Origin of the sequence: Mesorhizobium sp. M0306 (assembly GCF_040321655.1) — a bacterium.
Taxonomy (GTDB): Bacteria; Pseudomonadota; Alphaproteobacteria; order Rhizobiales; family Rhizobiaceae; genus Mesorhizobium.
The window spans coordinates 158,560-181,141 of sequence record NZ_JAMYRY010000007.1 but is presented as its reverse complement, the minus strand read 5'-3'; the positions used below and the strand labels follow the sequence as shown (position 1 = coordinate 181,141).

The 22,582-nt window shown below is 63.2% G+C and carries 19 protein-coding genes and 1 pseudogene; 16 read left to right on the top strand and 4 right to left on the bottom strand.

Annotated elements, in window-relative coordinates; genetic code table 11:
* The first annotated feature begins 30 nt into the window (after window positions 1-30).
* From NKI95_RS13590 to NKI95_RS13545, 10 genes are all read left to right on the top strand, one after another.
* A complete protein-coding gene (locus tag NKI95_RS13590; protein WP_352717293.1) occupies window positions 31-2,013 on the top strand; it encodes a CocE/NonD family hydrolase in 1,983 nt (660 codons plus the stop codon).
* Window positions 2,014-2,168: 155 nt separating this feature from the next.
* Complete coding sequence (locus NKI95_RS13585; protein WP_352464554.1) at window positions 2,169-3,755, top strand: ABC transporter substrate-binding protein; 1,587 nt, start codon at window positions 2,169-2,171, stop codon at window positions 3,753-3,755.
* 16 nt (window positions 3,756-3,771) lie between these two features.
* A complete protein-coding gene (locus tag NKI95_RS13580) occupies window positions 3,772-4,731 on the top strand; it encodes an ABC transporter permease (RefSeq protein WP_352464556.1) in 960 nt (319 codons plus the stop codon).
* A gap of 11 nt (window positions 4,732-4,742) precedes the next feature.
* Window positions 4,743-5,570 carry an ABC transporter permease gene (locus tag NKI95_RS13575; RefSeq protein WP_352717291.1) on the top strand — a complete coding sequence of 276 codons (828 nt, stop codon included), beginning with the start codon at window positions 4,743-4,745 and terminating at the stop codon, window positions 5,568-5,570.
* Complete coding sequence (locus tag NKI95_RS13570) at window positions 5,570-7,240, top strand: ABC transporter ATP-binding protein (RefSeq protein WP_352717290.1); 1,671 nt, start codon at window positions 5,570-5,572, stop codon at window positions 7,238-7,240. Before NKI95_RS13575 ends, NKI95_RS13570 begins: the two co-directional genes overlap by 1 nt.
* A gap of 102 nt (window positions 7,241-7,342) precedes the next feature.
* On the top strand, window positions 7,343-8,182 hold the full coding sequence (locus NKI95_RS13565) for an alkaline phosphatase family protein (RefSeq protein WP_352717288.1): 840 nt from the start codon (window positions 7,343-7,345) through the stop codon (window positions 8,180-8,182).
* A 136-nt stretch (window positions 8,183-8,318) separates the two neighbouring features.
* The gene (locus NKI95_RS13560) at window positions 8,319-8,882 is read left to right on the top strand and encodes a sigma-70 family RNA polymerase sigma factor (RefSeq protein ID WP_352452243.1); all 564 of its coding nucleotides are present in this window, start codon (window positions 8,319-8,321) and stop codon (window positions 8,880-8,882) included.
* Complete coding sequence (locus tag NKI95_RS13555; protein ID WP_352717287.1) at window positions 8,879-9,547, top strand: anti-sigma factor; 669 nt, start codon at window positions 8,879-8,881, stop codon at window positions 9,545-9,547. Before NKI95_RS13560 ends, NKI95_RS13555 begins: the two co-directional genes overlap by 4 nt.
* On the top strand, window positions 9,537-10,988 hold the full coding sequence (locus NKI95_RS13550; protein WP_352717285.1) for a S8 family serine peptidase: 1,452 nt from the start codon (window positions 9,537-9,539) through the stop codon (window positions 10,986-10,988). Before NKI95_RS13555 ends, NKI95_RS13550 begins: the two co-directional genes overlap by 11 nt.
* 362 nt (window positions 10,989-11,350) lie before the next feature.
* Window positions 11,351-11,788, top strand: a complete 438-nt coding sequence (locus NKI95_RS13545) for a YybH family protein (RefSeq protein ID WP_352717284.1) — start codon at window positions 11,351-11,353, stop codon at window positions 11,786-11,788.
* A gap of 161 nt (window positions 11,789-11,949) precedes the next feature.
* Here the strand turns inward: NKI95_RS13545 and NKI95_RS13540 are convergent.
* The 3 genes and pseudogenes from NKI95_RS13540 to NKI95_RS13530 form a co-directional block, all read right to left on the bottom strand.
* A pseudogene (locus NKI95_RS13540) lies at window positions 11,950-12,127 on the bottom strand (transcriptional regulator); the annotation flags it as partial.
* 65 nt (window positions 12,128-12,192) lie between these two features.
* Complete coding sequence (locus NKI95_RS13535) at window positions 12,193-12,687, bottom strand: DUF8737 domain-containing protein (protein WP_352717283.1); 495 nt, start codon at window positions 12,685-12,687, stop codon at window positions 12,193-12,195.
* 23 nt (window positions 12,688-12,710) lie between these two features.
* Window positions 12,711-13,529 carry a class I SAM-dependent methyltransferase gene (locus tag NKI95_RS13530; RefSeq protein WP_352717281.1) on the bottom strand — a complete coding sequence of 273 codons (819 nt, stop codon included), beginning with the start codon at window positions 13,527-13,529 and terminating at the stop codon, window positions 12,711-12,713.
* A 95-nt stretch (window positions 13,530-13,624) separates the two neighbouring features.
* On the opposite strand from NKI95_RS13530, the gene NKI95_RS13525 reads away from it, so the two are divergent.
* Entirely contained in the window at window positions 13,625-14,533 is a 909-nt protein-coding gene (locus tag NKI95_RS13525; RefSeq protein WP_352717280.1) for a LysR family transcriptional regulator, read from the top strand.
* A gap of 83 nt (window positions 14,534-14,616) precedes the next feature.
* On the opposite strand, the gene NKI95_RS13520 is transcribed toward NKI95_RS13525, so the two are convergent.
* Window positions 14,617-15,639, bottom strand: a complete 1,023-nt coding sequence (locus NKI95_RS13520; protein ID WP_352717279.1) for a substrate-binding domain-containing protein — start codon at window positions 15,637-15,639, stop codon at window positions 14,617-14,619.
* A 362-nt stretch (window positions 15,640-16,001) separates the two neighbouring features.
* Between NKI95_RS13520 and NKI95_RS13515 the strand changes: the two genes are divergently transcribed.
* The 5 genes from NKI95_RS13515 to NKI95_RS13495 all read left to right on the top strand — a co-directional run bounded on the left by NKI95_RS13515 (window position 16,002) and on the right by NKI95_RS13495 (window position 22,565).
* On the top strand, window positions 16,002-17,357 hold the full coding sequence (locus tag NKI95_RS13515) for an ABC transporter substrate-binding protein (protein ID WP_352717278.1): 1,356 nt from the start codon (window positions 16,002-16,004) through the stop codon (window positions 17,355-17,357).
* 227 nt (window positions 17,358-17,584) lie between these two features.
* Window positions 17,585-18,598, top strand: a complete 1,014-nt coding sequence (locus NKI95_RS13510; protein WP_352717276.1) for a carbohydrate ABC transporter permease — start codon at window positions 17,585-17,587, stop codon at window positions 18,596-18,598.
* Between the two features lies 1 nt (window position 18,599).
* On the top strand, window positions 18,600-19,754 hold the full coding sequence (locus NKI95_RS13505; RefSeq protein ID WP_352717274.1) for a carbohydrate ABC transporter permease: 1,155 nt from the start codon (window positions 18,600-18,602) through the stop codon (window positions 19,752-19,754).
* A gap of 4 nt (window positions 19,755-19,758) precedes the next feature.
* Window positions 19,759-21,423 (top strand): beta-galactosidase BglA, encoded by a 1,665-nt coding sequence (gene bglA, locus NKI95_RS13500; protein ID WP_352717273.1) that lies wholly within the window; start codon window positions 19,759-19,761, stop codon window positions 21,421-21,423.
* A 29-nt stretch (window positions 21,424-21,452) separates the two neighbouring features.
* Window positions 21,453-22,565, top strand: coding sequence for an ABC transporter ATP-binding protein (locus tag NKI95_RS13495; protein ID WP_352717271.1), 1,113 nt, complete (start codon window positions 21,453-21,455; stop codon window positions 22,563-22,565).
* Window positions 22,566-22,582 lie beyond the last annotated feature (17 nt).

Below are 22,582 nucleotides of genomic sequence, written 5' to 3'. Positions count from 1 at the left end.
CATCATCTGGCGCTCCTGGAGTCCGCCCGCGTGAAAATCGTCACTGAATTCCCACGAAAGATCGTCGAATTTCCGGATATGGGGATCATCATGCCGGACGGCTGCCGGCTGTCGGCGCGGGTGTGGATGCCGGCCGATGCTGTCGACGACCCGGTGCCGGCAATCCTCGAGCACCTGCCCTATCGCAAGCGCGACGGCACGATCTATCGCGATCAGCTGACGCATCCTTATTTCGCCGGCAACGGCTACGCCTCGATCCGCGTCGACATGCGCGGCAATGGCGATTCCGAAGGGCTGATGGACGACGAATATTCCGAGCAGGAATTGCAGGATGCTTGCGACGTCATCGCTTGGGCGGCGGCGCAGCCCTGGTGCAACGGCAATGTCGGCATGATGGGCATTTCGTGGGGCGGCTTCAACTGCCTGCAGGTAGCAGCCAAGCAGCCGGCGGCGCTGAAAGCGGTCATCAGTCTCTGCTCGACGGTCGACCGCTATGCCGACGACATCCATTACAAGGGCGGCTGCTTGCTGATCGAGAATTTCGGCTGGGCCTCGACCATGCTGTCCTATTCGTCACGGCCGCCGGATCCGTTGCTGGCCGGCGACAACAGATGGCGCGAGCTGTGGCTGACCCGGCTGGAGAACCAGCCCTTCCTGGCGCCGCTGTGGCTGAAGCACCAGCATCGCGATGCCTATTGGAAGCGCGGCTCGATCTGCGAGGACTATTCCGCCATCCATGCCGCAGTGCTGTCGATCGGCGGCTGGCATGATGGCTATCGCAATACGATTTCCCATCTCGCCGCTAATATCGAGGCGCCGGTCAAGGGCATCGTCGGCCCGTGGATCCACAAATACCCGCATTACGCCGCGCCCGAACCGCGCATCGGCTTCCTGCAGGAGGCCTTGCGCTGGTGGGACCGCTGGCTGAAGGACATCGACACCGGCGTCGAGGCCGACCCCGCCTACCGCGCCTATGTCATGGACAGCGTGCGTCCGGCGCGCTGGCATCCCGAGCGGCCGGGCCGATGGGTCGCTGAATCGGAATGGCCGTCACCCAATATCAGGACGCAAGAGATTGAGCTTATCGCTGAAGGCAAGCACGCCATCGTCGCTTCACCGCAAAGCTGCGGCCTTGCCGGCGGCGAATATTTCCCCTTCACCTTCGGCCCGGAACTGCCGGGTGACCAGCGCCCCGACGACGCGCTGTCGGTGTGTTTCGACCAGCCGGTGCTGACCGAAGCGGTCGACATCGTCGGTGCTCCCGAAGTTCTGGTCAGGGTTTCGTCGGACCGGTGCCAGGCGAACATCGCGCTTCGGCTGTGCGACGTCCATCCGGACGGAGCGTCGGAGCTGATTTCCTACGGCGTGCTCAACCTGACGCATCGCAACTCGCACGAATTTCCCGAAGCGCTGGTGCCCGGCGAAACCGTCAGCGCCCGGGTGGTGCTCGATCAATGCGCCTATAGCGTGCCGGCCGGCCACCGCTTGCGTGTTGCCATCTCCAACAGCTATTGGCCGATGATCTGGCCGTCGCCGGAGCCGGTCCGGCTGGAATTGTCGGCCGCGACATTGACGCTGCCGCTGCGCCCGCCGGCGACAGGCGACGAGGTCACCTTCCCCGCCCCCGAAGGCGCCACGCCCTGGGCAACCGAAACGGTCCGCGCCGCCAATTCCGAGCGTCATGTCGATCGCGACGAAAAGACCGGAATGATCACGCTTTCCATCGTCGACGATTTCGGCGAAGTGCGCGATCTGCAACACAGCCTTGCCAATGGCAACATCGCCAGAGAGACATGGGCGATCCATCCTGACAATCCGCTGTCAGCGTCGGGCAAGACGCATTGGACCCAGACGCTGTCGCGAAATGGATGGTCGGTGCGCACCGAAACCTTCGCCGAAATGCGCTCCGACGTGCAAAGCTTCATGGTTAGCGCCAGAATTGAAGCGTATGAAGGCGAGAAACTGGTCTTCGAGCGCAACTTCGTGGAGAAAATCCCGCGCGCACTGCTTTGAGCGCTTATAACGATTGGTCCAATTGCGACGCACGATTTACGCCACGGCATGTCGCATTCGGTCTTGCTTACCGCTTTCCCTTACGGTCATTATTCTCCCAATTGAAAATGAGAAAAACGACCATAAGGTCGGACCAACAGAGTGAGGAACTCAACATGTCTAACGAACTGGAATATCTGAGCCGGCGCGTTGCGTCCGGCAAACTGAGCCGTCGTGATTTTCTCGGCCGGGCGGCAGCGCTCGGCGTCACCGCAACCTTCGCCAATTCGCTGCTTTCCAGCGCTTCCCGCGCGGCGGGTCCGGTCAAGGGCGGCACGCTCAAGGCCGGCCTGGTCGGTGGCGAATCCACCAACAGCCTCGATCCGGCGCTGTTCATGACGCAGGTGCCGTTCGCCTTCGGCAAGATGTGGGGCGAACTGATCGTCGAGCTGTCTCCCGAAGGCAAGCTCGAGAACCGCATTGCCGAGGAGATCGGCTCGTCGGACGACGCCAAGACCTGGACGCTGAAGATCCGCGATGGCGTCGAGTTCCACAACGGCAAGAAAGTGACTGCAGAGGACGTGGCCGCCACCCTCGAACGCCATTCGGACGAGAAGTCGAAGTCCGGCGCGCTCGGTTACATGAAAGGCATCGAGAGCATCAAGGCCAGCGGCAAGGAAGTGGTGCTGACGCTGAAGGAGCCGAATGCCGACCTGCCCTACCTGCTTAGCGACTATCACCTGATCATTCAGCCGAATGGCGGCAAGGACAAGGCCGATGCCGGCATCTCGGCGGGTCCTTACAAGGTCACCACCAACGAGCCCGGCGTGCGCCATGGCGGCGAGCGCTTCGCCAACTACTGGCAGGGCGACAAGATGGGCCATGCCGACCAGATCGAGATCATCGTCATCAACGACGCCACGGCGCGTACGGCGGCCCTGCAGGGCGGCCAGGTCCACATGATCAACCGCGTCGAGCCGAAGATCGTCGATCTGATCAAGCGCGTGCCCGGCGTCACCATCCGCAACCATTCGGGACCCGGCCACTACGTCTTCATCATGCACTGCAACACCGCGCCGTTCGACAACAACGATTTGCGCATGGCGTTGAAGCTGGCGATCGACCGCGAGGAGATGCTGAACAAGGTGCTGCGTGGCTATGGCTCGCTCGGCAACGACTTCCCGATCAATGCATCGTACCCGCTATTCACCGAGATCGAGCAGCGCAAATACGATCCCGACAAGGCCAAGTTCCACTACAAGAAATCGGGCCATGACGGTGCCGTCCTGCTCCGGACGTCGGACGTCGCCTTCCCCGGTGCCGTCGACGCCGCACAGCTGTTCCAGCAAAGCGCGGCCAAGGCCGGCATCAAGCTGGAGATCAAGCGCGAACCGGGCGACGGCTACTGGTCGGAAGTCTGGAACAAGCAGCCCTTCTGCGCCTCCTACTGGGGCGGCCGGTCGACGCAGGACCAGATGTACTCTACCGCCTATCTGTCGACGGCCGACTGGAACGACACACGGTTCAAGCGTCCGGATTTCGACAAGATGGTGCTGGCGGCTCGCGCCGAGCTCGACGAGGCCAAGCGCAAGGCAATGTACCACGACATGGCTGTGATGGTGCGCGACGAGGGCGGCCTGATCCTGCCGATGTTCAATCAGTTCATCGACGCGACGGGCGCCAAGGTTGCCGGCTGGGTGGATGATCCGCATCAGGAGTTGATGAACGGATATGCTCTCGCGAAGTGCTGGCTCGAAGCCTGAGCCCGGCCTTGCGGATATGTCCTCACCCATCTTGAAACTGGTGGCCCAGCGCATTGCGCTGGGCATCATCCTTCTGTTGGCCGTTTCGGTCCTGATCTTCGCCGGCACCCAGATCCTGCCCGGCGACGTCGCACAAGCCATTCTCGGGCAGTCGGCGACACCGGAGTCGCTCGCCAATCTGCGCGAGCAGCTCGGCCTCAATGATCCGGCTTACATCCGTTATTTTCGTTGGCTCGGCGGCATCCTGACCGGTGATCTCGGTACGGCTATGTCGAGCGGTCAGGATATCGCAACCTCGATCAAGGGAAGGCTGTGGAACACGCTGTTCCTCGCCTTCTGGGCGGCGGTCGTCGCGGTGCCGCTGGCGATCATCCTCGGGCTGATCGCGGTGCGCTACCGCAATGGCTGGGTCGACAAGCTGATCTCGGGACTGGCGCTGGCCTCGACGTCCTTCCCGGAATTCTTCGTCGGCTATGTTCTCGTCTTTTTCTTCGCGGTGCAACATCAATGGTTTCCCGCCATTTCCACTGTCTATGACGGGATGCCTTTCGGCGAACGCATTCAGGCCATCGCACTGCCGGCGGCGGCGCTGACCCTGGTGGTGCTCGCCCATATGATGCGCATGACGCGCGCCGCGATCCTCAATGTCATGCAGTCGGCCTATGTCGAAACCGCCGAACTCAAGGGGCTTTCGGCCTTCGCGGTCATCCGCAGGCATGCCTTCCCCAATGCCATTGCGCCGATCATCAACGTCGTGATGCTCAATCTCGCTTACCTGATCGTCGGCGTCGTCGTGGTCGAAGTTATCTTCGTCTATCCAGGCATGGGCCAATACCTCGTCGACCACGTCACCAAGCGTGACGTGCCGGTTGTGCAGGCGGTCGGGCTGATCTTCGCCGCCGTCTACATCAGCCTGAACATCATCGCGGACATAGCGGCGATTGTCGCCAATCCGCGCCTCAGACATCCGAAATGAAGGGGTCGGGCATGCTCGTCATCAAACGCATCCCCATCCCGGCATTGATCGGCATCGTGCTGACGGCACTGTTCGTCTTGGCGGCAATCTTCGCGCCGTGGATCGCGCCGCACGGCAATGCAGAGATCGTCAGCGACGTCCCTTGGGAACCGATGTCGGCGGCGCATTGGCTGGGCACCGACAATCTCGGCCGCGATCTGTTGTCGCGCATGATCTATGGCGCCCGCATCACCCTGTTCATCGCGGTGCTGGCGACCGCGCTGTCGTTCTCGCTCGGCGCCATCCTCGGCTTTTCGGCAGCGGTTTTCGGTGGCTGGTTCGACACGCTGCTGTCACGGCTTGTCGATCTCCTGATGTCGATCCCGACACTGATCATGGCCCTTGTCGTGCTTTCGGTGCTGCCATCCAATCTGGTGACACTGATCCTGGTCATGGGCATTCTCGACTCGACCCGCGTCTACCGCCTGTCGAGGGCGGTCGCCGTCGACATCAACGTCATGGATTACGTCGAGGCGGCCAAATTGCGTGGCGAAGGCAGCGGCTGGATCATCTTCCGCGAAATCCTGCCCAATGCGCTGTCGCCGCTGGTTTCGGAACTCGGCCTGCGCTTCATCTATGCCGTGCTGTTCCTGTCGACGCTGTCCTTCCTCGGGCTTGGCGTGCAGCCGCCGGACGCCGATTGGGGCGGCATGGTCAAGGAAAACAAGGATGGCATCGTCTTCGGCATAGGCGCCGCCCTCATTCCGGCGGCAGCGATCGCAGCGCTGGCGATTTCCGTCAATCTTGTCGCCGACTGGGTGCTCAACCGCACGACAAGCCTGAAGGGAGGACGCGGGTAATGGCTGACAAGCAACCGAAGCCCGGGCAACCGAAGTCCGGCGTGCTGCTCGACATCCGCAATCTGCGCATCGAGGCCACCGTATATCCGCCGGGCGAGGCGCCGAAGAACATCGTGCTGGTGCACGATGTCTCGCTGACGCTGGAGAAGGGCAAGGTGCTCGGATTGATCGGCGAGTCCGGCGCCGGCAAATCGACCATCGGCCTGTCGTCGATGGGCTACGGCCGCGGCGGCGTGCGCATCACCGGCGGCGAGGTCATTCTCAACGGCCGGGATATCCTCAAAGGCGGCAAGGAGGGCTTTCGCAAGCTGCGCGGTCGCGAGGTCTGCTATGTCGCGCAATCGGCGGCGGCGGCCTTCAACCCGGCGCACAGACTGATGGACCAGGTGGTCGAAGCGACGCTGCTGCATGGCAGGGCGACACGGGCCGCGGCCGAAAAACGCGCCGTCGCGCTGTTCAAGAAGCTCAGCCTGCCGAACCCCGAAAGCATTGGCGAACGCTTTCCGCACCAGGTGTCCGGCGGCCAGCTGCAGCGTGTGATGACGGCGATGGCGCTGTGTTCCGAGCCCGACCTGATCGTCTTCGACGAGCCGACCACGGCGCTCGACGTGACGACGCAGATCGACGTGCTGGCGGCGATCAAGGACGCCATCCGCGACACTCATGTCGCGGCGCTCTACATCACTCATGACCTTGCTGTCGTCGCGCAGGTCTCGGACGAGATCATGGTGCTGCGCCATGGCCGGCTGGTCGAATGGGGCGGCACCCGCCAGATCATCAAGGAGCCGCGCCAGGAATACACCAACGCGCTGGTTTCGGTGCATGAGATCGAACACCAGGAGCAGAAGCCCGGCACGAGCCCGTTCCTGTCGGTCAAGAACATCACCGCCGCCTATGGCCGCAGTCACATCAAGGTGCTGAAGAACGTCTCGGTCGATATTTTCCCGGGCCAGACGCTGGCGGTGGTCGGCGAGTCCGGCTCCGGCAAATCGACACTGGCGCGCGCCATCACCGGCCTCTTGCCGCCCGAACAAGGCACCGTCACCTTCGACGGACGGCCGCTCGCCAACCGGCTTGCCGACCGGCCGAAAGAGGATCTTCGCCAACTGCAGATGATCTACCAGATGGCCGACGTGGCGATGAACCCGCGCCAGACGGTCGGCACCATCATCGGCCGGCCGTTGGAATTCTATTTCGGTCTGCGCGGAAGGCAACGTGACGCCCGTGTCGCGGAACTGCTCGACAAGATCGAGATGGGCAAGGGTTTTGTCGACCGCTACCCGGCCGAGCTTTCCGGCGGCCAGAAACAGCGTGTCTGCATCGCCCGCTCGCTCGCCGCCAAGCCGAAGCTGATCATCTGCGACGAGGTGACCTCGGCGCTCGATCCGCTGGTCGCCCACGGCATACTGGAGCTGCTGCTCGGGCTGCAGAAAGAGGAAAACGTCGCCTATCTGTTCATCACCCACGACCTGGCCACGGTCAAGTCGATCGCCGATTCGATCGCCGTGATGTATCGCGGCGAAGTGGTGCGCTACGGCGCCAAGAGCACCGTGCTGACGCCACCCTTCGATGCCTATACCGATCTTTTGCTGTCGTCGGTGCCCGAAATGGAGATCGGCTGGCTGGAAAAGGCGATCAAGGGACGCCGCATGGCTAGCGCGGGGAACTAGCGGGCCGGCCATTGCGCGTGACGATCCTGTCCGGGCGTGGATTGAACGGCAGGCCCCAGGCGCACGATCCGACTTATCCGACTAAACCGCATGGAGCCGCCTATGGCGCTCGACACAAAACTGTTGCTCATCATTCTCGACGGCGTGCCTTACCGGAACTGGCGACGGCTGATGGGCAATCTCGAAGGCTGGGTGCAATCCGGCGACGCGCGCGTGTGGAAGATGCGCTCCGTGCTGCCGTCGACCTCGGCATCCTGCTATGCCTCAATCCACACCGGCGTGCCGCCCCAAGTGCACGGCATCCTGTCCAACGAAAACCGGTTTCGCGTCGAACAGCCGGACGTTTTTTCCGAAGTCACGAAGGCCGGCGGCAAGACGGGTGCGGTCACCCATTCCTACTGGTCCGAATTCTTCCGGGGCTATCCGTTCGACCTGGTGGAGGACATGGAGTTCGACGAGCCGGGCGGGCCGATCAGCCATGGCCGGTTCCACACCATGACCGGCTACAATGACAGCAACCAGATGACGCCGAGCGACGTCGACCTGTTCGCGACGTTGACCATGCTGACCAGGCGCTACGGCATCGACTACGGCATCCTGCACAGCTGCACGCTGGACTCGATGGGCCACCGCTTCGGCCATGACTGCCACGAGATGGATCATGCCGTCTATGCAATGGACGCCATGCTCGCCGGCTTCCTGCCGCGCTGGCGGGAGGCCGGCTACGAGGTGATCGTCACCGCCGATCATGGCCAGACCAATCGCGGCCATCATGGCGGCCACGACGAGGAGATGCAGGATTTCGCACTTTACTACTTCGGATCCGGCGAGGGTCCGGAAGCCAATACGCTGCTCGATCAGCTGCAACTCGCGCCGACGGTGCTTGCGCGTCTCGGCGTGCCGGTGCCGGCGACAATGAAGGCCGAGCCATTTCTGAGCTGAGCGCGCGCCCTCTTCTCCCCTCTGGCAACGTTCCCGCTCTTCGGCTAGCCTCCGCAAAATTCCTCGGGCGGATGCGGTGAACCTTTTTGGGCCGATCAGCGACAGAGAAGGCAGGAGCCAGGCGGCTCGACCGGCGATGACTGCCGCGGAGACCGATCGCGCGCTCGTCGAGCGGGTCGCGAAGGGCGACCGTGCCGCCGTGCGGCTCCTGTTCATGCGCCACCACGCGCGGGTCTACCGCTTCGTGGCACGCCAGACGGGATCGGAACTGATGGCCGACGATATCGCGAACGAGGTGTTCCTCGAACTCTGGCGGCAGGCGCCGGCCTTCGAGGGCCGCTCGGAGGTCTCGACATGGCTGCTCGGCATTGCCCGCTTCAAGGCGCTGTCCCTGCTACGCAAGAAGAAGGAAGACTGGATCGACGACGATGACGCGGCCCAGGTCGCCGACGGCGCCGACACGCCGGAAGTCGTGACAATGAAGGAAGACAAGGCCGCTGCCTTGCGACGCTTCATCGATGCCATGCCGGAAGAGCACCGTACGGTGATCGACCTTGCCTATTATCACGGGCAATCGGTGAGCGAGATCGGCGAGGTACTCGGCATCCCGGTCGCCACGGTCAAGACCAGGATGTTCTACGCCCGCAAGAAACTCGGCGAAGCCCTCAAGGCCGCCGGTTACGACAGGGGGTGGCCATGAGCGCCGCTGAAAAAATGTCGCGCCGCGACAAAATGGAAATGCTGCTGCCGTTTTATCTGAACGGCTCGCTGGAGGGCACCGAGCTCGAAACCATCGAGGAATGGCTGGCGAGCGATCCGGCGGCGATGGCCGCACTTGGCGAGGCCGAGGCCGAATTCTCCGGCACCGCTGCCGCCAACGAGGCAATCCGCCCGCCGGCCGATGCGCTCAGCCGCTTTGCCAGGGCGCTCGACGCCGAGGCCGGCCCGGCCCGCGCGCCTGCGGCATCGTCCTGGCTGGCGCAGGCCTGGAGCCGCTTCATGGCGGTGCCCGCCGGCGTCGCCTGGGCGGCGGCCACGGTGCTGCTGGCCCTGGTCGTCGCGCAATCCTTTGTGCAGACCGGCAACAGAGGTGGCGATTTCGAGATTGCCGGATCGGAGGACGATCTGGCCAAAATGCCGTTTGCACTGGTGAAGTTCAAACCGGATGCGAAGCTGTCCGACATCGTCGCTTTTCTCGACCAGAACCAGTTGAAGATCGCCGGCGGGCCGACCGCCGACGGCGTCTTCCGCCTTGGCGTTCCGGCCAAGACCGCCGCCGACTATCAGAAGCTGCTTGGCCTTATTGCCGCCCAGCCTTTCACCGAAGCTGCCCTGGAGGGAAGGAAACCGGCTGATGGCGGCTAAGGCGGTCATTCGATTGACGGCGGCGATCACAATCTTCGCCGCGTCCGCAATGGCCCAGACCAACGACCCGAACCTCACCCAGGCTGAGATCGACTGCCTGAACCGGGGAAGTGCTGCCAACGCCGACTGCGCCAAGGATGGCGGCGGCGTGAAGGATGGCGGCAAAGCGCCGGCTCCTGGAACGACGGGCGCGGTGTTTCTTCCGGGCTTGATTGTCGACCTGTTCCCCAATCCTACCGCAGTCACCGGGGCGCCGATACCTCCTGGCAATACTGCGGCCCCGCCGTCTGCTCCGCCTTCGGGCGCCCCGGCAACACAGGCTGCCGCGCCGGGCGGTCCGGTGGTTGCGCCGACCGATCTTGTCGCAACCGAGCCGCGGCGCGCCGTGATCGGCGATTTCGTGCCCGACGAGGTGCTGGTCACGATCAATGGCGATGCCGGCGCGGTCCAGCGGATCGCCGCCTCGTTCGGCCTCGAAATACGCTCGCAGCGGCAGTCGCGGCTGCTCGGCAACACACTGGTGCGCTTCGGCATTCCCGATGGCCGCCCGGTCGGCGTCGTGCTGGCGCAGCTTGCCGCCGACGGCCGTACTTTGCGGCGTGAGGCCAACCACGTCTATGCGCTGCAGCAGGCGGCCAGCATCGTCAATTATGCGTTCGAGCGCATCGCACTCGACGCCAACGCGGCCAGCGGCGAGAATGTCCGCATTAGCGTCATCGACACCGGCATCGACGACGGCAATCCGGCGCTCTCCGGCGTCATTGCCGGGCAGTTCGATGCCATGCCCGACGTGCCGATCAAGGCGCGCGACCACGGCACTTCGGTGGACGGCCTGATCGCCGGCACCGGCGCATTCAAAGGCATGGCGCCGGGCGCCAGGATCTATCACGCCCGCGCCTTCGAGGGCGGCAAGTCGACCATGGACGTGATCCTTTCGGCGCTCGACTGGGCGGCGGAGCAGGATGTCCGCATCATCAATATGAGCTTCGTCGGCCCGAAGAACGACCTGCTCGGCATCGCCTGCCGCAATGCGCGCGCGCTTGGCATCGTGCTGGTCGCGGCCGCCGGCAATAACGGGCCGAAGGCGCCCTATGGTTATCCGGCCGCCTTCGACGGCGTGATCGCGGTGACGGCCACCGATGCCAAGGACGGGCTGATGCCGCAGGCCAATCGCGGCGCCTACGTCTTCATCTCCGCTCCCGGCGTCGAGATGGTGGCGCCGAGCGGCGCCGGCTCGGATGTGGTGACCGGGACCTCCTTTGCAGCGGCGATCGTGACCGGCGCGATCGCCAATCTGTTGCATGCCGCGCCCGACCGCTCCGCCGACTGGGTCGAGAAAGCACTCGCCGCCACGGCAAAGGATCTCGGGCCCAAGGGGCGCGACAATGATTTCGGCTTTGGGCTTCTGGACACCAAGGCGGCCGAGGCGGCGAAGAACTAAGTCTCGTGTTTGAAGCTTCTGCCTTATCAAAGCTCAATCAGTTGGTTGTCGCAAATGGCCGAGAAGGGTGGAGGCCGTGTAAAAACTCGACTCTGGCCGACGCTCTCAAGGGCAGCAGCATTATTCGAGGACAGAATTCTACGCTCAGGATATCGCGACGGGTTTCCACCGGCCTCGGTGGAGAGCGGCCATTTACCGAGCCGTCTCACAACGCTGTCGCGAAACTTGTCTCACGCCGTGCTATAATGACCAAGCCAACCTGCACTACGCCGCAGTAGGGAAAATGCTTCACCGCGGGCACACAGAATGTAGACCTGTGGTCGCCAGTCCTGATCAGAAATAGAAACGACAGGGAGGATGACGTGTCCCTCGACGCCAGTGACTTCGATCAAGCAGTTGAAGAATACCACCTGGCTCTGGATGAGTTCATGAAAGGAAACCCCGCGCCAGCGAAGAAGCTCTTTTCCCAACGAGACGATGTAACACTGGGCAATCCGTTTGGCCCTTTCGCGCATGGATGGAAACAGGTCATTGAGACGATGGAGCAAGCGGCATCGAACTACAGGGACGGCGACGCTACCGGCTTCGAGAACATAGCGAAGTGTGTGACGTCTGAGCTGGCATACATCGTCGAAGTGGAGCGGCTCAGGTCCAAGGTTGGCGGTCGGAGCGATGTCACGCCTCTTGCGTTACGCGCGACGAGCGTCTTTCGCCCAGAAGATGGTCTGTGGAAGATTGTGCATCGTCATGCCGATCCGATAACGACGGCTCAGCCGGCCGATTCGGTACTCCGCCGATAGCGGTTGTGGTATGGGGGAAGCGATCGATCTCCTTTGCTGCTGCAGCGCGGCTGTTCTTCAGTCCGTTCCCTGCTAAGGGTCGGCCCGCGTCATCGGGCTCGCAGGGTCGGACGGCCGCTCTGGGTCGAACTCGGTCGCCCGGAGTGATCGAGTTTTGACCTTTAGGCAGGCACGCCGGCGACCGATCCCCTGACCACCAGGTCGACCGGCCAGACCTCCGCGAGCCCCCTCCTCCAGGCCGGAAATGCGCGCCGCCAGCCGTTCGGCGATGCGTGCGCCCGCCAGGCGGATCGACGGACGTGTGGTCGACAGCGGCACCGAAAAATTTTCCGGCTTCAGGACAATGATTTCGGCTTTGGCCTGCTGGACACCAAGGCGGCCGAGGCGGCCAAAGAATAGCCCGCTCAAGTCGCGTTTTGCCGAGGACGTGCCAGAAAATAGAACGCGGCGATGTGCGTGATCATCAGCAGCGGTACGTAGATGATCGGGATCGCGTAGGTTGCGCCCAGTTCCCCCGCGCGGGCAGGAAGGCCGATCTGAATGGCGTGATAATAGTCGACGATGAGGTCGACCGTCCCTACGACGTTGAAGGCGACGACCAACGACCAGAAGAGCGGGCGTATCCTCACCGTGAGCAGCGCCAGCATGGCCAGCACGCCAGTCGCGAAATCGCCGTAGGCGGCGAACACGGCGAAATCGGCAGGCAGATTGGGGCTTACGACGCCTGGAACCATGAAGACGAGCCCGAAGAAGCGGAAGCTGTGCAGCGTAGCGATAGCGCGTTGCGCCGCGACCCGGTCCATCGACCTGAGCCACGGCCAGACATACGCCCCGAAGCAGAGCAGCCACGCGACATAGCCCAGAACGAGATGGGTTTGAAACAGTACTTCCGTGGACATCTGACGTCCTCCCAACAGTTGGTTCACACGGCCTCGAACACCGCGGTCAGGACGCCGAGCCGGCCTTGCATGAGATTTCGTCCCAGGTTGGTCGAAAGCTGAGCGAAGTCCGGTCCCATCACCACGCCGAGATTTGGTGAAGGCGGCGGCCCGGATGCGCGCAGTTGCGCGAACCAGGCCTTGGCGGTCTCGGTGTCGTCTTGCCACGCCAGCACGCGGAAGCCGGCCGGTTCGATCGCCTCGCCCGTCGCTTCGGCTGTGAGGAGGAAGCTCGTCGCCGGCGTTCGCGCCCAAGGCAGCGGATAGTGCGGCTCGCCAATGGCCGAGACGACGTCGAAGGTGGCAAACCTGCCGCCTGGTTTCAGCACGCGCCGGATCTCGCCGTAGAGCCGCGCCCGGTCGGAGATGTTCATCGCCACATGCTGCAGCAGCACGACGTCGAAACGGCTATCATCGAATGGAAGCTCCAATGCGCTGGCGGTCTGAAACGACAGCTGCCCGCTTTGTCCCGTGCGCTCGGTCAGATAGCGCGCAGCATCCACGAAAGGCTCGCTGAGGTCCACGCCGGTAACCCGGCAGCCATAGGTCGCAGCCAGAAAGCGCGCCGGCCCGCCGACGCCCGAGCCGACGTCCAGAACCGACGTGCCGGCCGCGATCCCCGCCAATTGGGCAATCTCGGCGGTCGAGGCAAGCCCACGGGTGTGAAACTGGTCGAGGGTGCCCAATTGCTGGGGCGTAAGGAGCTGATCCTCCGGGCCGAGGGCAGCCAGTACCATCTTCAGCCGCTCGGTCAGGCCGGTCGCGCGATAATGGTCGCGCACGCCATCAAGTTCATCGGTCATTGCAATATATCTCCTGGGCAAGATGTCTCCTGGCTTGCAGCTCTTACCTAAGCCCGCTTCCATAATCCGACTATCCGCTGTAATCAGAACAACCTATGAAGCAGGACTACACAATCCGGCGTGGTGCACTGGAGGGCGTCGAGGTGTTCCTGGCTGTCGCCAGGCACCGCAATTTCCGCCGTGCCGCCGCCGATCTCGGCGTGACGCCGTCCGCCGTGAGCCAGGCGGTGCGCACGCTGGAAGCCCGCATGGGTGCGGCGCTGTTCGCCCGCACGACGCGGAGCGTCGGTCTGACCGAGGCCGGCCAGCGCTTCCTCGAGCGCGCCGGCCCTGCCTTCGAGGAGATCGCCGCGGCCGGCGAGGCTGCGCGAGACGTCGGCCAACGGCCGACCGGGCTGCTGCGCCTGTCCGTGCCCCGCGCCGTCGTGCCATTGATCCTGGAGCCGATGATCGCGTCGTTCTGCCAAGCCTATCCTGAGATCGAACTGGAGATCGCCGCGAGCGACGAGATGGTCGATCTCGCGATCGGGGGGTTCGATGCCGGCATCCGCCTCGGCCAGCTCATCGCGCCCGACATGGTTGCAGTGCGGCTTACGCCGCCGTTCACGTTCGTGGTCGTCGGCAGCCCTGACTATCTCGAGCGCCACGGCTACCCCGAACGTGTCGACGACTTGCGCCACCACGCCTGCCTACGCTTGCGCCGCTCGAACGGCGCCATCGCGCCCTGGACCTTCGCCGACGGCAACGGTGCTATCGAGGCGATCGTCTCAGGCCCACTGATCGCGCACGACTATCCAACGTTGCTCGGGGCTGCGACAAAGGGCGTTGGGCTGGCGCAGACGCCTCGACCCGTCGCCGAAGGTCCGATAGCCGAAGGAAAACTCAGACCGGTGCTGGACGACATCGCTGCGACGACGCCGGGCGTCTTTCTCTACCATCTTGGCAAGCGCCAAGTCCTGCCGAAGCTGCGCGTCTTTATCGATCACCTCAAGTCCGCGGCCTGAGACATGACGCATGGCGATTGCCTGTGCTGGCCAACAGCCACCCAACGGCGACTTTGGTCGTTCAGAGTGATTGAGTTATGCCCCTAGGCAGGCGCGCCGGCGACCGATCCCCTGACCACAAGGTCGACCGGCCAGACCTCGCCGCGAGCCCCCTCCTCCAGGCCGGAAATCCGCGCCGCCAGCCGTTCGGCGATGCGTGCGCCGGCCAGGCGGATCGACGAACGTGTGGTCGACAGCGGCACCGAAAAATTTTCCGGCTTCAGCCAGGGAAAGACGTCGTCATGGGCGATCAGCGACAGGTCGCCCGGAATGGTCAGGCCGAGATCGCGCACCGCGCGCACCACGCCGAGCGCCATGATCAGGCTGGAGCAGGCGATCGCCGTCGGCGCGTCGCTTTGTTCCAGCAGACGCCTGGCGGCGCGGTAGCCGTTCTCCTCGGTCATGGTGAGGGAACAGACATGCTGATCACGAAGCACCAGGCCGCTTGCCGCAAGCGCGCGCCGCACGCCGCGCTCGCGATGGATGGCGAAGGTCTCGCGATCATCGCCATTGATCAGTGCCAGCCGTCTGTGACCGAGTTGGACGAGTAGCCGCGCCGCCTCGTGGAAGGCGCCCTCATTATCGATGTCGGTGAAGGGATAGTCGAAATCGAAGCCTTCGCTGCGGCCGTGGACGATGAAGGGAATGCCGAGCGTATTAACGAATGCCACCCGCCGGTCGGCCGGCCTCGGCGAGGAGATATAGACCGCGTCGACCTGCCGGTTGGCGACAATGCGGCGGTAGGTCGTCTCCTGGTCGTCGGCATCGGCCGGTGACAGCACCAGGTCGAGCTCGTGCGAACGCGCATAGTCGCCGAGGCCGGACAGGAACTCGACGAAATGCGGGTCGATATCGACGGTCGTTCCCGTCGGCAGCACATAGCCGATCATGCCGGTCTTGCCGGTCGCCAGCCGGCGCGCGCTCGGATTGGGGCGATAGCCGTGACGCTTGGCGGCATCGACCACCCGCCGGCGCGTTTCCTCGTTGACTTCGGGGTAGCCGTTCAATGCGCGGCTGACCGTGGTCTGCGAAAGCGCCAGCATGTGGGAGAGCTGCTTGAGGTTCACCGGAGGCCTCCAAACCTCAAAGCGCTTTTAATCTGAATCGATGTGGCCGCTACGAACCGCGTTGCCGAGCGCAGTGACCATACGCACGGTTCGGACCGGTTTGAAGCCGAATTTGCTGCTGCACCGCCAGAAAACTGTGCTGCAGCGCACTTTCGCCGGCACTCGACCGCAGAAATTAAATCGATTAGCCGGGCTTCCTCTTGACTCCCGATCAATTCAGTGGCGAGATCAAAATGACCAAAGCGCTTTGGAAGACTCTACGAAAGGTTGCAGTTCCTTTCCGACTGAGTCACAGTCCTGCAGCGCCGGCGGACGGAATGGAGGTTTCGTTCGGTGTTTGTCACCACTGGGAGGGAATACCGATGAAGAAAATGCTTCTGCTGGGCGCCGCGTTTGCCACGCTAGCCCTGGCCATGCCCGCGCAAGCCGAACTGAAGTTCAAGCCGGGCGAAGATCCCCGTTTCAACTGGGCCAACTACGAAGAGCTCAAGAAGGTCGACCTCAAGGGCGAGACGCTGACGATTTTTGGACCGTGGCGCGGCGAGGACGAAGGACTTGTCCGCACCGTCCTCGATTACTTCTCCGAAGCCACCGGCGCCGAGATCAAGTACTCCTCGTCGGAGAATTACGAGCAGCAGATCGTCATCGACACGCAGGCCGGCAGCCCGCCCAACATCGCCGTGCTGCCGCAGCCGGGCCTGATCCAGGATCTGGCATCGAAGGGCCTTTTGACGCCGCTCGGCGACGACACCGCCAACTGGGTCAAGGACAATTACGGCGCCGGCCAATCCTGGGTCGACCTCGGCACCTTCAAGGACAAGGACGGCAAGCCCGGCTTCTTCGCCTTTCCTTATAAGGCCGACGTGAAGTCGCTGGTCTGGTACTCGCCGGACAATTTCGAGGAAGCCGGCTACAAGGTGCCGAAGACGCAGGAAGAGCTTGCCGAGCTCGAAAAGAAGATCATCGCCGACGGCGGCACGCCATGGTGCATCGGGCTTGGTTCGGGCGGCGCCACCGGCTGGCCGGCGACCGACTGGGTCGAAGACATCATGCTGCGCACCCAGACGCCCGAGACCTACGACAAATGGGTGAAGAACGAAATTCCGTTCAACGATCCGGCCGTGGTCAACGCCATCGACATTTTCGGCAAGATCGCGACCGACGACAAGATGGTCGAGGGCGGCGCCAAGGCGGTTGCGGCGACCGATTTCCGCGACAGCCCGAAGGGCCTCTTCTCGGTGCCGCCGAAATGCTATCTGCACCACCAGGCATCGTTCATCCCGACCTTCTTCCCGCAAGGCACCAAGATCGGCGAGGATGCCGACTTCTTCTATTACCCGCCCTACGCCTCCAAGCCCGAGCTCGGCACTCCGGTGCTCGGCGCCGGCACGCTGGCCATGATCACCAAGGACTCCAAGGCAGCGCGCGCCTTCATCGAATTCCTGAAGCTGCCGCTCGCTCATGAGATCTGGATGGCACAGGGCGGCTTCGTGACGCCGTTCAAGTCGGTCAACAAGGACGCCTATGCCAGCGACGCGCTGAAGAAGCAGGGCGAGATCCTGGCCAACGCCTCGACCTTCCGCTTCGACGGGTCCGACCTGATGCCGGGCAAGATCGGCGCCGGCGCGTTCTGGACCGGCATGATCGACCTGGTCGGCGGCAAGTCCGCCCAGGACGTCGCCACCGACATCCAGAAAAGCTGGGACGCGATCAAGTAAGCGGCCGGCTTGAGTTCCCAATCTGATGCGGTCCGGGCCTCAAACGGCCCGGATCCTATCCGGTGCTTGGCGTCGCGTCGATTGTCGTGAGCACAACGCATTCCGGCATGACGCGCGCCCAGTGACCTGCTTTTCGGCTGGTCGCGCTCCAGACAACTGAATCGGCGCATGATCCCGTCGCCAAAGCCATTCTCGACTGGCGGATCCGTGCGCAGGGGGAGGGACCCATGGCGGCTCAGATTTTTTCGGCGATATTCGTCATCATCATCGGCGTGGGCGGCTGCGTCGCCTATTTCTGGGGCGCCAACAAGGCACTCGACACAATCTTTCCGGCACGCGGCGTTTCCGGCAAGGCGGCGATTAACAATCTGCGCCGGCAGGGGGTGATCCGACCCTGGCTGTTCGTCGGGCCGGCGATGATCATCCTCACCATCTACCTGATCTACCCGGTGGTGGAGACGCTGAGGCTGTCGTTCCTCGATCGCGGCGGCGGCCATTTCGTCGGCTTGGCCAACTATCAATGGGCGTTCGGCGACCGCGAGTTCCGCAACTCGATCCTCAACAACATCATCTGGCTGGCGGTGGTGCCGGCCGCCTGCACCTTCCTCGGGCTGATAATCGCCGTGCTCACCGACAAGATCTGGTGGGGCACCATCGCCAAGAGCCTGATCTTCCTGCCGCTGGCCATCTCCTTCGTCGGCGCCAGCGTCATCTGGAAATTCATCTACGAGTATCGCGGCGACGGGCAGACGCAGATCGGTCTGCTCAACGCCATCATCCAGTATTTCGGCGGCCAGCCGCAGGTCTGGATATCGCTGCCGTTCTGGAACAACTTCTTCCTGATGGTCATCCTGATCTGGATCCAGACCGGCTTTGCCATGGTCATCCTGTCGTCGGCCTTGCGCGGCATTCCGGAAGAGACGCTGGAAGCCGCCGTCATCGACGGCGCCAACCCTTTCCAGATCTTCTGGAAGATCATGGTGCCGCAGATCTGGGGGACGATCGCCGTCGTCTGGACCACCATCACCATCCTGGTGCTGAAGGTTTTCGACATTGTGCTGACCATGACCAACGGCCAGTGGAACAGCCAGGTGCTGGCCAATCTGATGTTCGACTGGATGTTCCGCGGCGGCGGCGATTTCGGTCGCGGCGCCACCATCGCCATCATCATCATGATCGCGGTCATTCCGATCATGGTCTGGAACATCCGCCAGGCGAACAAAGAGACGGAAGGACATTGAGATGGCCGCGTCGACCGGAAAGTCCTTTTTCAGCCGTTTCGGCGTCCATATCGCCGTCTTCATCTTCGTCGCGATCTGGACGATCCCGACGCTCGGCATTCTGGTCTCGTCGCTGCGCGACAAGGACCAGATCATCGCTTCGGGCTGGTGGAACTCGTTCACCAGTTCCAGCCAGACGGAAGCCGGACGGCTGCCGCCCGCCTCGGCGCAGGTCGAGAAGGACGGCAAGTTCGTCCTGCAAGGCAATATCTTCGGCGACGGCCCGGCCCGCAACATCAGCGCCTTCGGCGTCAAGTCGGCAGCGCCGACGCAATATCCCGCCAGCACGACAGCCGATCTCGGCGACGGCGTGACCTTGCAGCTCAATGCCGACGGCAGTTTCGTCATGACCTCGCCGAAGGCTTTCGAAGGCGAACGCGGCCAGCGCGTCTATTACGCCTCGTCGGCGCCGCCGAAATTCACCACCGACAATTACGACACGGTGCTGTTTTCGGAAGGCATCGGTCGCTCCTTCATGAACTCGCTGACCGTCACCATTCCGGCGACCGTCATCCCGATCCTGATCGCCGCGTTCGCCGCCTACGCGCTGGCCTGGATGCGCTTTCCCGGCCGGGCCCTGCTCATCGCCGTCATCATCGGCCTCCTGGTCGTGCCGCTGCAGATGTCGCTGATCCCGCTGTTGAAGCTCTATAACGGCGTCGGCAGCTTCTTCGGCGTGCCGTCGAAGACCTATCTCGGCATCTGGCTGGCGCATACCGGCTTCGGCCTGCCTTTCGCCATCTATCTCCTGAGGAGCTATATCGCCGGCCTGCCACGCGAGATCATGGAATCGGCGCGCATCGACGGCGCCAGCGATTTCGAGATCTTCGTCAAGATCGTGCTGCCATTGTCGTTCCCGGTGCTGGCCTCGTTCGCCATCTTCCAGTTTCTCTGGGTGTGGAACGATCTGCTGGTGGCGATGGTTTTCCTTGGTACCGAGGGCGACCAGATCGTGCTGACCGCCAAGCTCAATGCGTTGCTCGGTTCGCGCGGCGGCGACTGGGAGATCCTGACGACATCGGCCTTCGTCACCATCATCGTGCCGCTGATCGTGTTCTTCTCGCTGCAGCGCTATTTCGTCCGCGGGCTGCTTGCCGGCTCGGTGAAAGGAGGTTGAGATCATGCAATCCGCTTTGAAGGCCACCCCGAAGCCCGATCTCGCTATCGATCGCGACTGGTGGCGAGGTGCCGTGATCTACCAGATCTACCCGCGCAGCTATCAGGATTCGAACGGCGACGGCATCGGCGACCTCAGGGGCATGATCGGCCGGCTGCCCTACATCGCCTCGCTCGGTGTCGACGCGATCTGGATCTCGCCATTTTTCAAATCGCCGATGAAGGATTTTGGCTACGACGTGTCGGATTATTGCGACGTCGATCCGATGTTCGGCACGCTGGCCGACTTCGACGCGCTGACCGCCGAGGCGCACCGGCTTGGTCTCAAGGTGATGATCGACGAGGTGCTCTCGCACACCGCCGACATCCATCCCTGGTTCAAGGAAAGCCGTTCGAGCCGCAGCAATCCAAAAGCCGACTGGTACGTCTGGGCGGATGCCAAGCCGGACGGCACGCCGCCCAACAACTGGCTGTCGATCTTCGGCGGCTCGGCCTGGCAGTGGGACACCAGCCGCCAGCAATATTATCTGCATAATTTCCTGGCCGAGCAGCCCGACCTCAATTTCCATAGCCGCGCGGTCCAGGACGCGCTGCTCGACGTCACCCGCTTCTGGCTGGAGCGCGGCGTCGATGGCTTCCGCCTCGATACCATCAATTTCTATTTCCACAGCCAAGGCTTGGAAGACAATCCGCCGCTGCCGCCCGAGCAGCGCAACGACCAGACGGCGCCTGCCGTCAACCCCTACAACTACCAGGACCATCTCTACGACAAGAGCCGGCCTGAAAACCTCGGCTTCCTTGAACGCTTCCGCGCCTTGCTCGACGAATATCCGGCGACGGCCGCGGTTGGCGAGGTCGGCGATTCGCAGCGTGGGCTGGAAGTAGTGGCGGCCTACACGGCAGGCGGCAAGCGCGTGCAGATGTGTTACTCCTTCGACTTCCTGGCGCCGGAGAAGATCAGCGCGGCAAAGGTACGCTCGGTGCTGGAAACCTTCGGCAAGGTGGCCAGCGACGGCTGGTCGTGCTGGGCCTTCTCCAACCATGACGTGATGCGCCCTGCCTCGCGCTGGGCAGCCGGCGAGCCCGACCCGACCGCCTACCTCAAGGTGATCTCGGCGCTGCTGATGTCGTTGCGCGGCTCGGTCTGTATCTATCAGGGCGAGGAGCTCGGGCTCAGCGAGGCTGAACTCAGCTTCGAGGATCTGCAGGACCCATACGGCATCCGCTTCTGGCCGGAATTCAAGGGCCGCGACGGCTGCCGCACGCCGATGGTTTGGGACGGCGCTGCCCGCAATGGCGGCTTCTCGACGGCAAAGCCCTGGCTGCCGGTGCCCAGCAAGCACCTTGCGCAAGCGGTCAATGTGCAGCAAGGCGACGACGGCTCGCTGCTCGAGCACTACCGGCGCTTCCTGGCTTTCCGCCGCGCTCATCCGGCACTGGCCAAGGGCGATATCGAGTTCATCGAAAGCGACGGTGACACCGTCGCCTTCACGCGCCGCGAAGGCAACGAGCAGATCGTCTGCGCCTTCAATCTCGGCGCAAAGCCGGCCGAAGTCGATCTTGGCGGCCGCTCACTGCAGCCCTTGCCGGGACACGGGTTTTCGGGACAGACTGGCGCCGGCACTATCCGCCTCGGCGGCTACGGCGCCTGGTTCGGGCGTATCGACTGAATTCAAGGAAGAACTGGAGGGTACGTACCATGGCCGATGTCACGCTAAGGCAAGTGAAGAAATCATACGGCAATCTCAACATTCTGCACGGCGTCGACCTCGACATAAAGTCGGGCGAATTCATCGTCTTCGTCGGTCCGTCTGGTTGCGGCAAGTCGACCTTGCTGCGCTGCATCGCCGGGCTGGAGGAGATCACCTCGGGCGAGCTCAAGATCGACCGCGAAATTGTCAATGACGTGCCGCCGTCGAAACGCGGCATCGCCATGGTGTTCCAGTCCTATGCGCTCTATCCGCACATGACGGTCTACGACAACATGGCGTTCTCGATGAAGATCGGCAAGGAAAGCAAGGCCGAGATCGACAAGCGGGTGCGCCAGGCGGCCGAGATCCTGCAGCTGACCAAATATCTCGACCGTCTGCCCAAGGCGATGTCGGGCGGCCAGCGCCAGCGCGTCGCCATCGGCCGCGCCATCGTGCGCAATCCCAAGGTCTTCCTGTTCGACGAGCCGCTATCCAACCTCGACGCGGCGCTGCGTGTCGCCACCCGCATCGAGATCGCCAAGCTCAAGGAATCGATGCCGGCGACAACGATGATCTACGTCACCCACGACCAGGTCGAGGCGATGACGCTGGCCGACCGCATCGTAGTGCTGAAGGAAGGCCATATCGAACAGGTCGGCACGCCGATGGAGCTCTACAAGCGGCCCGGCAATCTGTTCGTCGCCCAGTTCATCGGCTCGCCGGCGATGAACATCCTGCCGGCAACGATCGACAGGACCGGCAACCCCACCGTCGTCAGCCATGTCGGCGGCCGCAAGGCGACGGTGCCGATCGCAACGCCTGTCTCGGCGAAAGGCGCTGCGGTGAGCTTCGGCGTGCGGCCGGAGGATCTGATGATTGCCACTGGCGCCGACTATTTGTTCGAAGGCACGGTCGATTATGTCGAGCAGCTCGGCGAGGTCCAACTCGTCTATGTCGACATCGGCCGCGCCGACCTGCCGCTGGTGACCAAGCTGCCGGGCAATGTCGAGGTCAAGCGCGGAGCGACGCTGCGGCTGACGGCTGACGCCGGCGACCTGCATATTTTCGACGCGGACGGGCGCTCTTTCGCGCTCCATGAAGCAGAAGCAAAGGCGGCTTGAAGCAGGCGTTTTTCCGC

What these genes read in the sequence shown, in the direction of transcription:
- NKI95_RS13585 (WP_352464554.1), top strand. Translation starts at nt 2,169, where the DNA reads ATGTCTAACGAACTGGAATATCTGAGCCGGCGCGTTGCGTCCGGCAAA.
- NKI95_RS13580 (WP_352464556.1), top strand. Translation starts at nt 3,772, where the DNA reads ATGTCCTCACCCATCTTGAAACTGGTGGCCCAGCGCATTGCGCTGGGC.
- NKI95_RS13575 (WP_352717291.1), top strand. Translation starts at nt 4,743, where the DNA reads ATGCTCGTCATCAAACGCATCCCCATCCCGGCATTGATCGGCATCGTG.
- NKI95_RS13570 (WP_352717290.1), top strand. Translation starts at nt 5,570, where the DNA reads ATGGCTGACAAGCAACCGAAGCCCGGGCAACCGAAGTCCGGCGTGCTG.
- NKI95_RS13565 (WP_352717288.1), top strand. Translation starts at nt 7,343, where the DNA reads ATGGCGCTCGACACAAAACTGTTGCTCATCATTCTCGACGGCGTGCCT.
- NKI95_RS13560 (WP_352452243.1), top strand. Translation starts at nt 8,319, where the DNA reads ATGACTGCCGCGGAGACCGATCGCGCGCTCGTCGAGCGGGTCGCGAAG.
- NKI95_RS13555 (WP_352717287.1), top strand. Translation starts at nt 8,879, where the DNA reads ATGAGCGCCGCTGAAAAAATGTCGCGCCGCGACAAAATGGAAATGCTG.
- NKI95_RS13550 (WP_352717285.1), top strand. Translation starts at nt 9,537, where the DNA reads ATGGCGGCTAAGGCGGTCATTCGATTGACGGCGGCGATCACAATCTTC.
- NKI95_RS13535 (WP_352717283.1), bottom strand. Translation starts at nt 12,687, where the DNA reads ATGTCCACGGAAGTACTGTTTCAAACCCATCTCGTTCTGGGCTATGTC.
- NKI95_RS13530 (WP_352717281.1), bottom strand. Translation starts at nt 13,529, where the DNA reads ATGACCGATGAACTTGATGGCGTGCGCGACCATTATCGCGCGACCGGC.
- NKI95_RS13525 (WP_352717280.1), top strand. Translation starts at nt 13,625, where the DNA reads ATGAAGCAGGACTACACAATCCGGCGTGGTGCACTGGAGGGCGTCGAG.
- NKI95_RS13515 (WP_352717278.1), top strand. Translation starts at nt 16,002, where the DNA reads ATGAAGAAAATGCTTCTGCTGGGCGCCGCGTTTGCCACGCTAGCCCTG.
- NKI95_RS13510 (WP_352717276.1), top strand. Translation starts at nt 17,585, where the DNA reads ATGGCGGCTCAGATTTTTTCGGCGATATTCGTCATCATCATCGGCGTG.
- NKI95_RS13505 (WP_352717274.1), top strand. Translation starts at nt 18,600, where the DNA reads ATGGCCGCGTCGACCGGAAAGTCCTTTTTCAGCCGTTTCGGCGTCCAT.
- bglA (WP_352717273.1), top strand. Translation starts at nt 19,759, where the DNA reads ATGCAATCCGCTTTGAAGGCCACCCCGAAGCCCGATCTCGCTATCGAT.
- NKI95_RS13495 (WP_352717271.1), top strand. Translation starts at nt 21,453, where the DNA reads ATGGCCGATGTCACGCTAAGGCAAGTGAAGAAATCATACGGCAATCTC.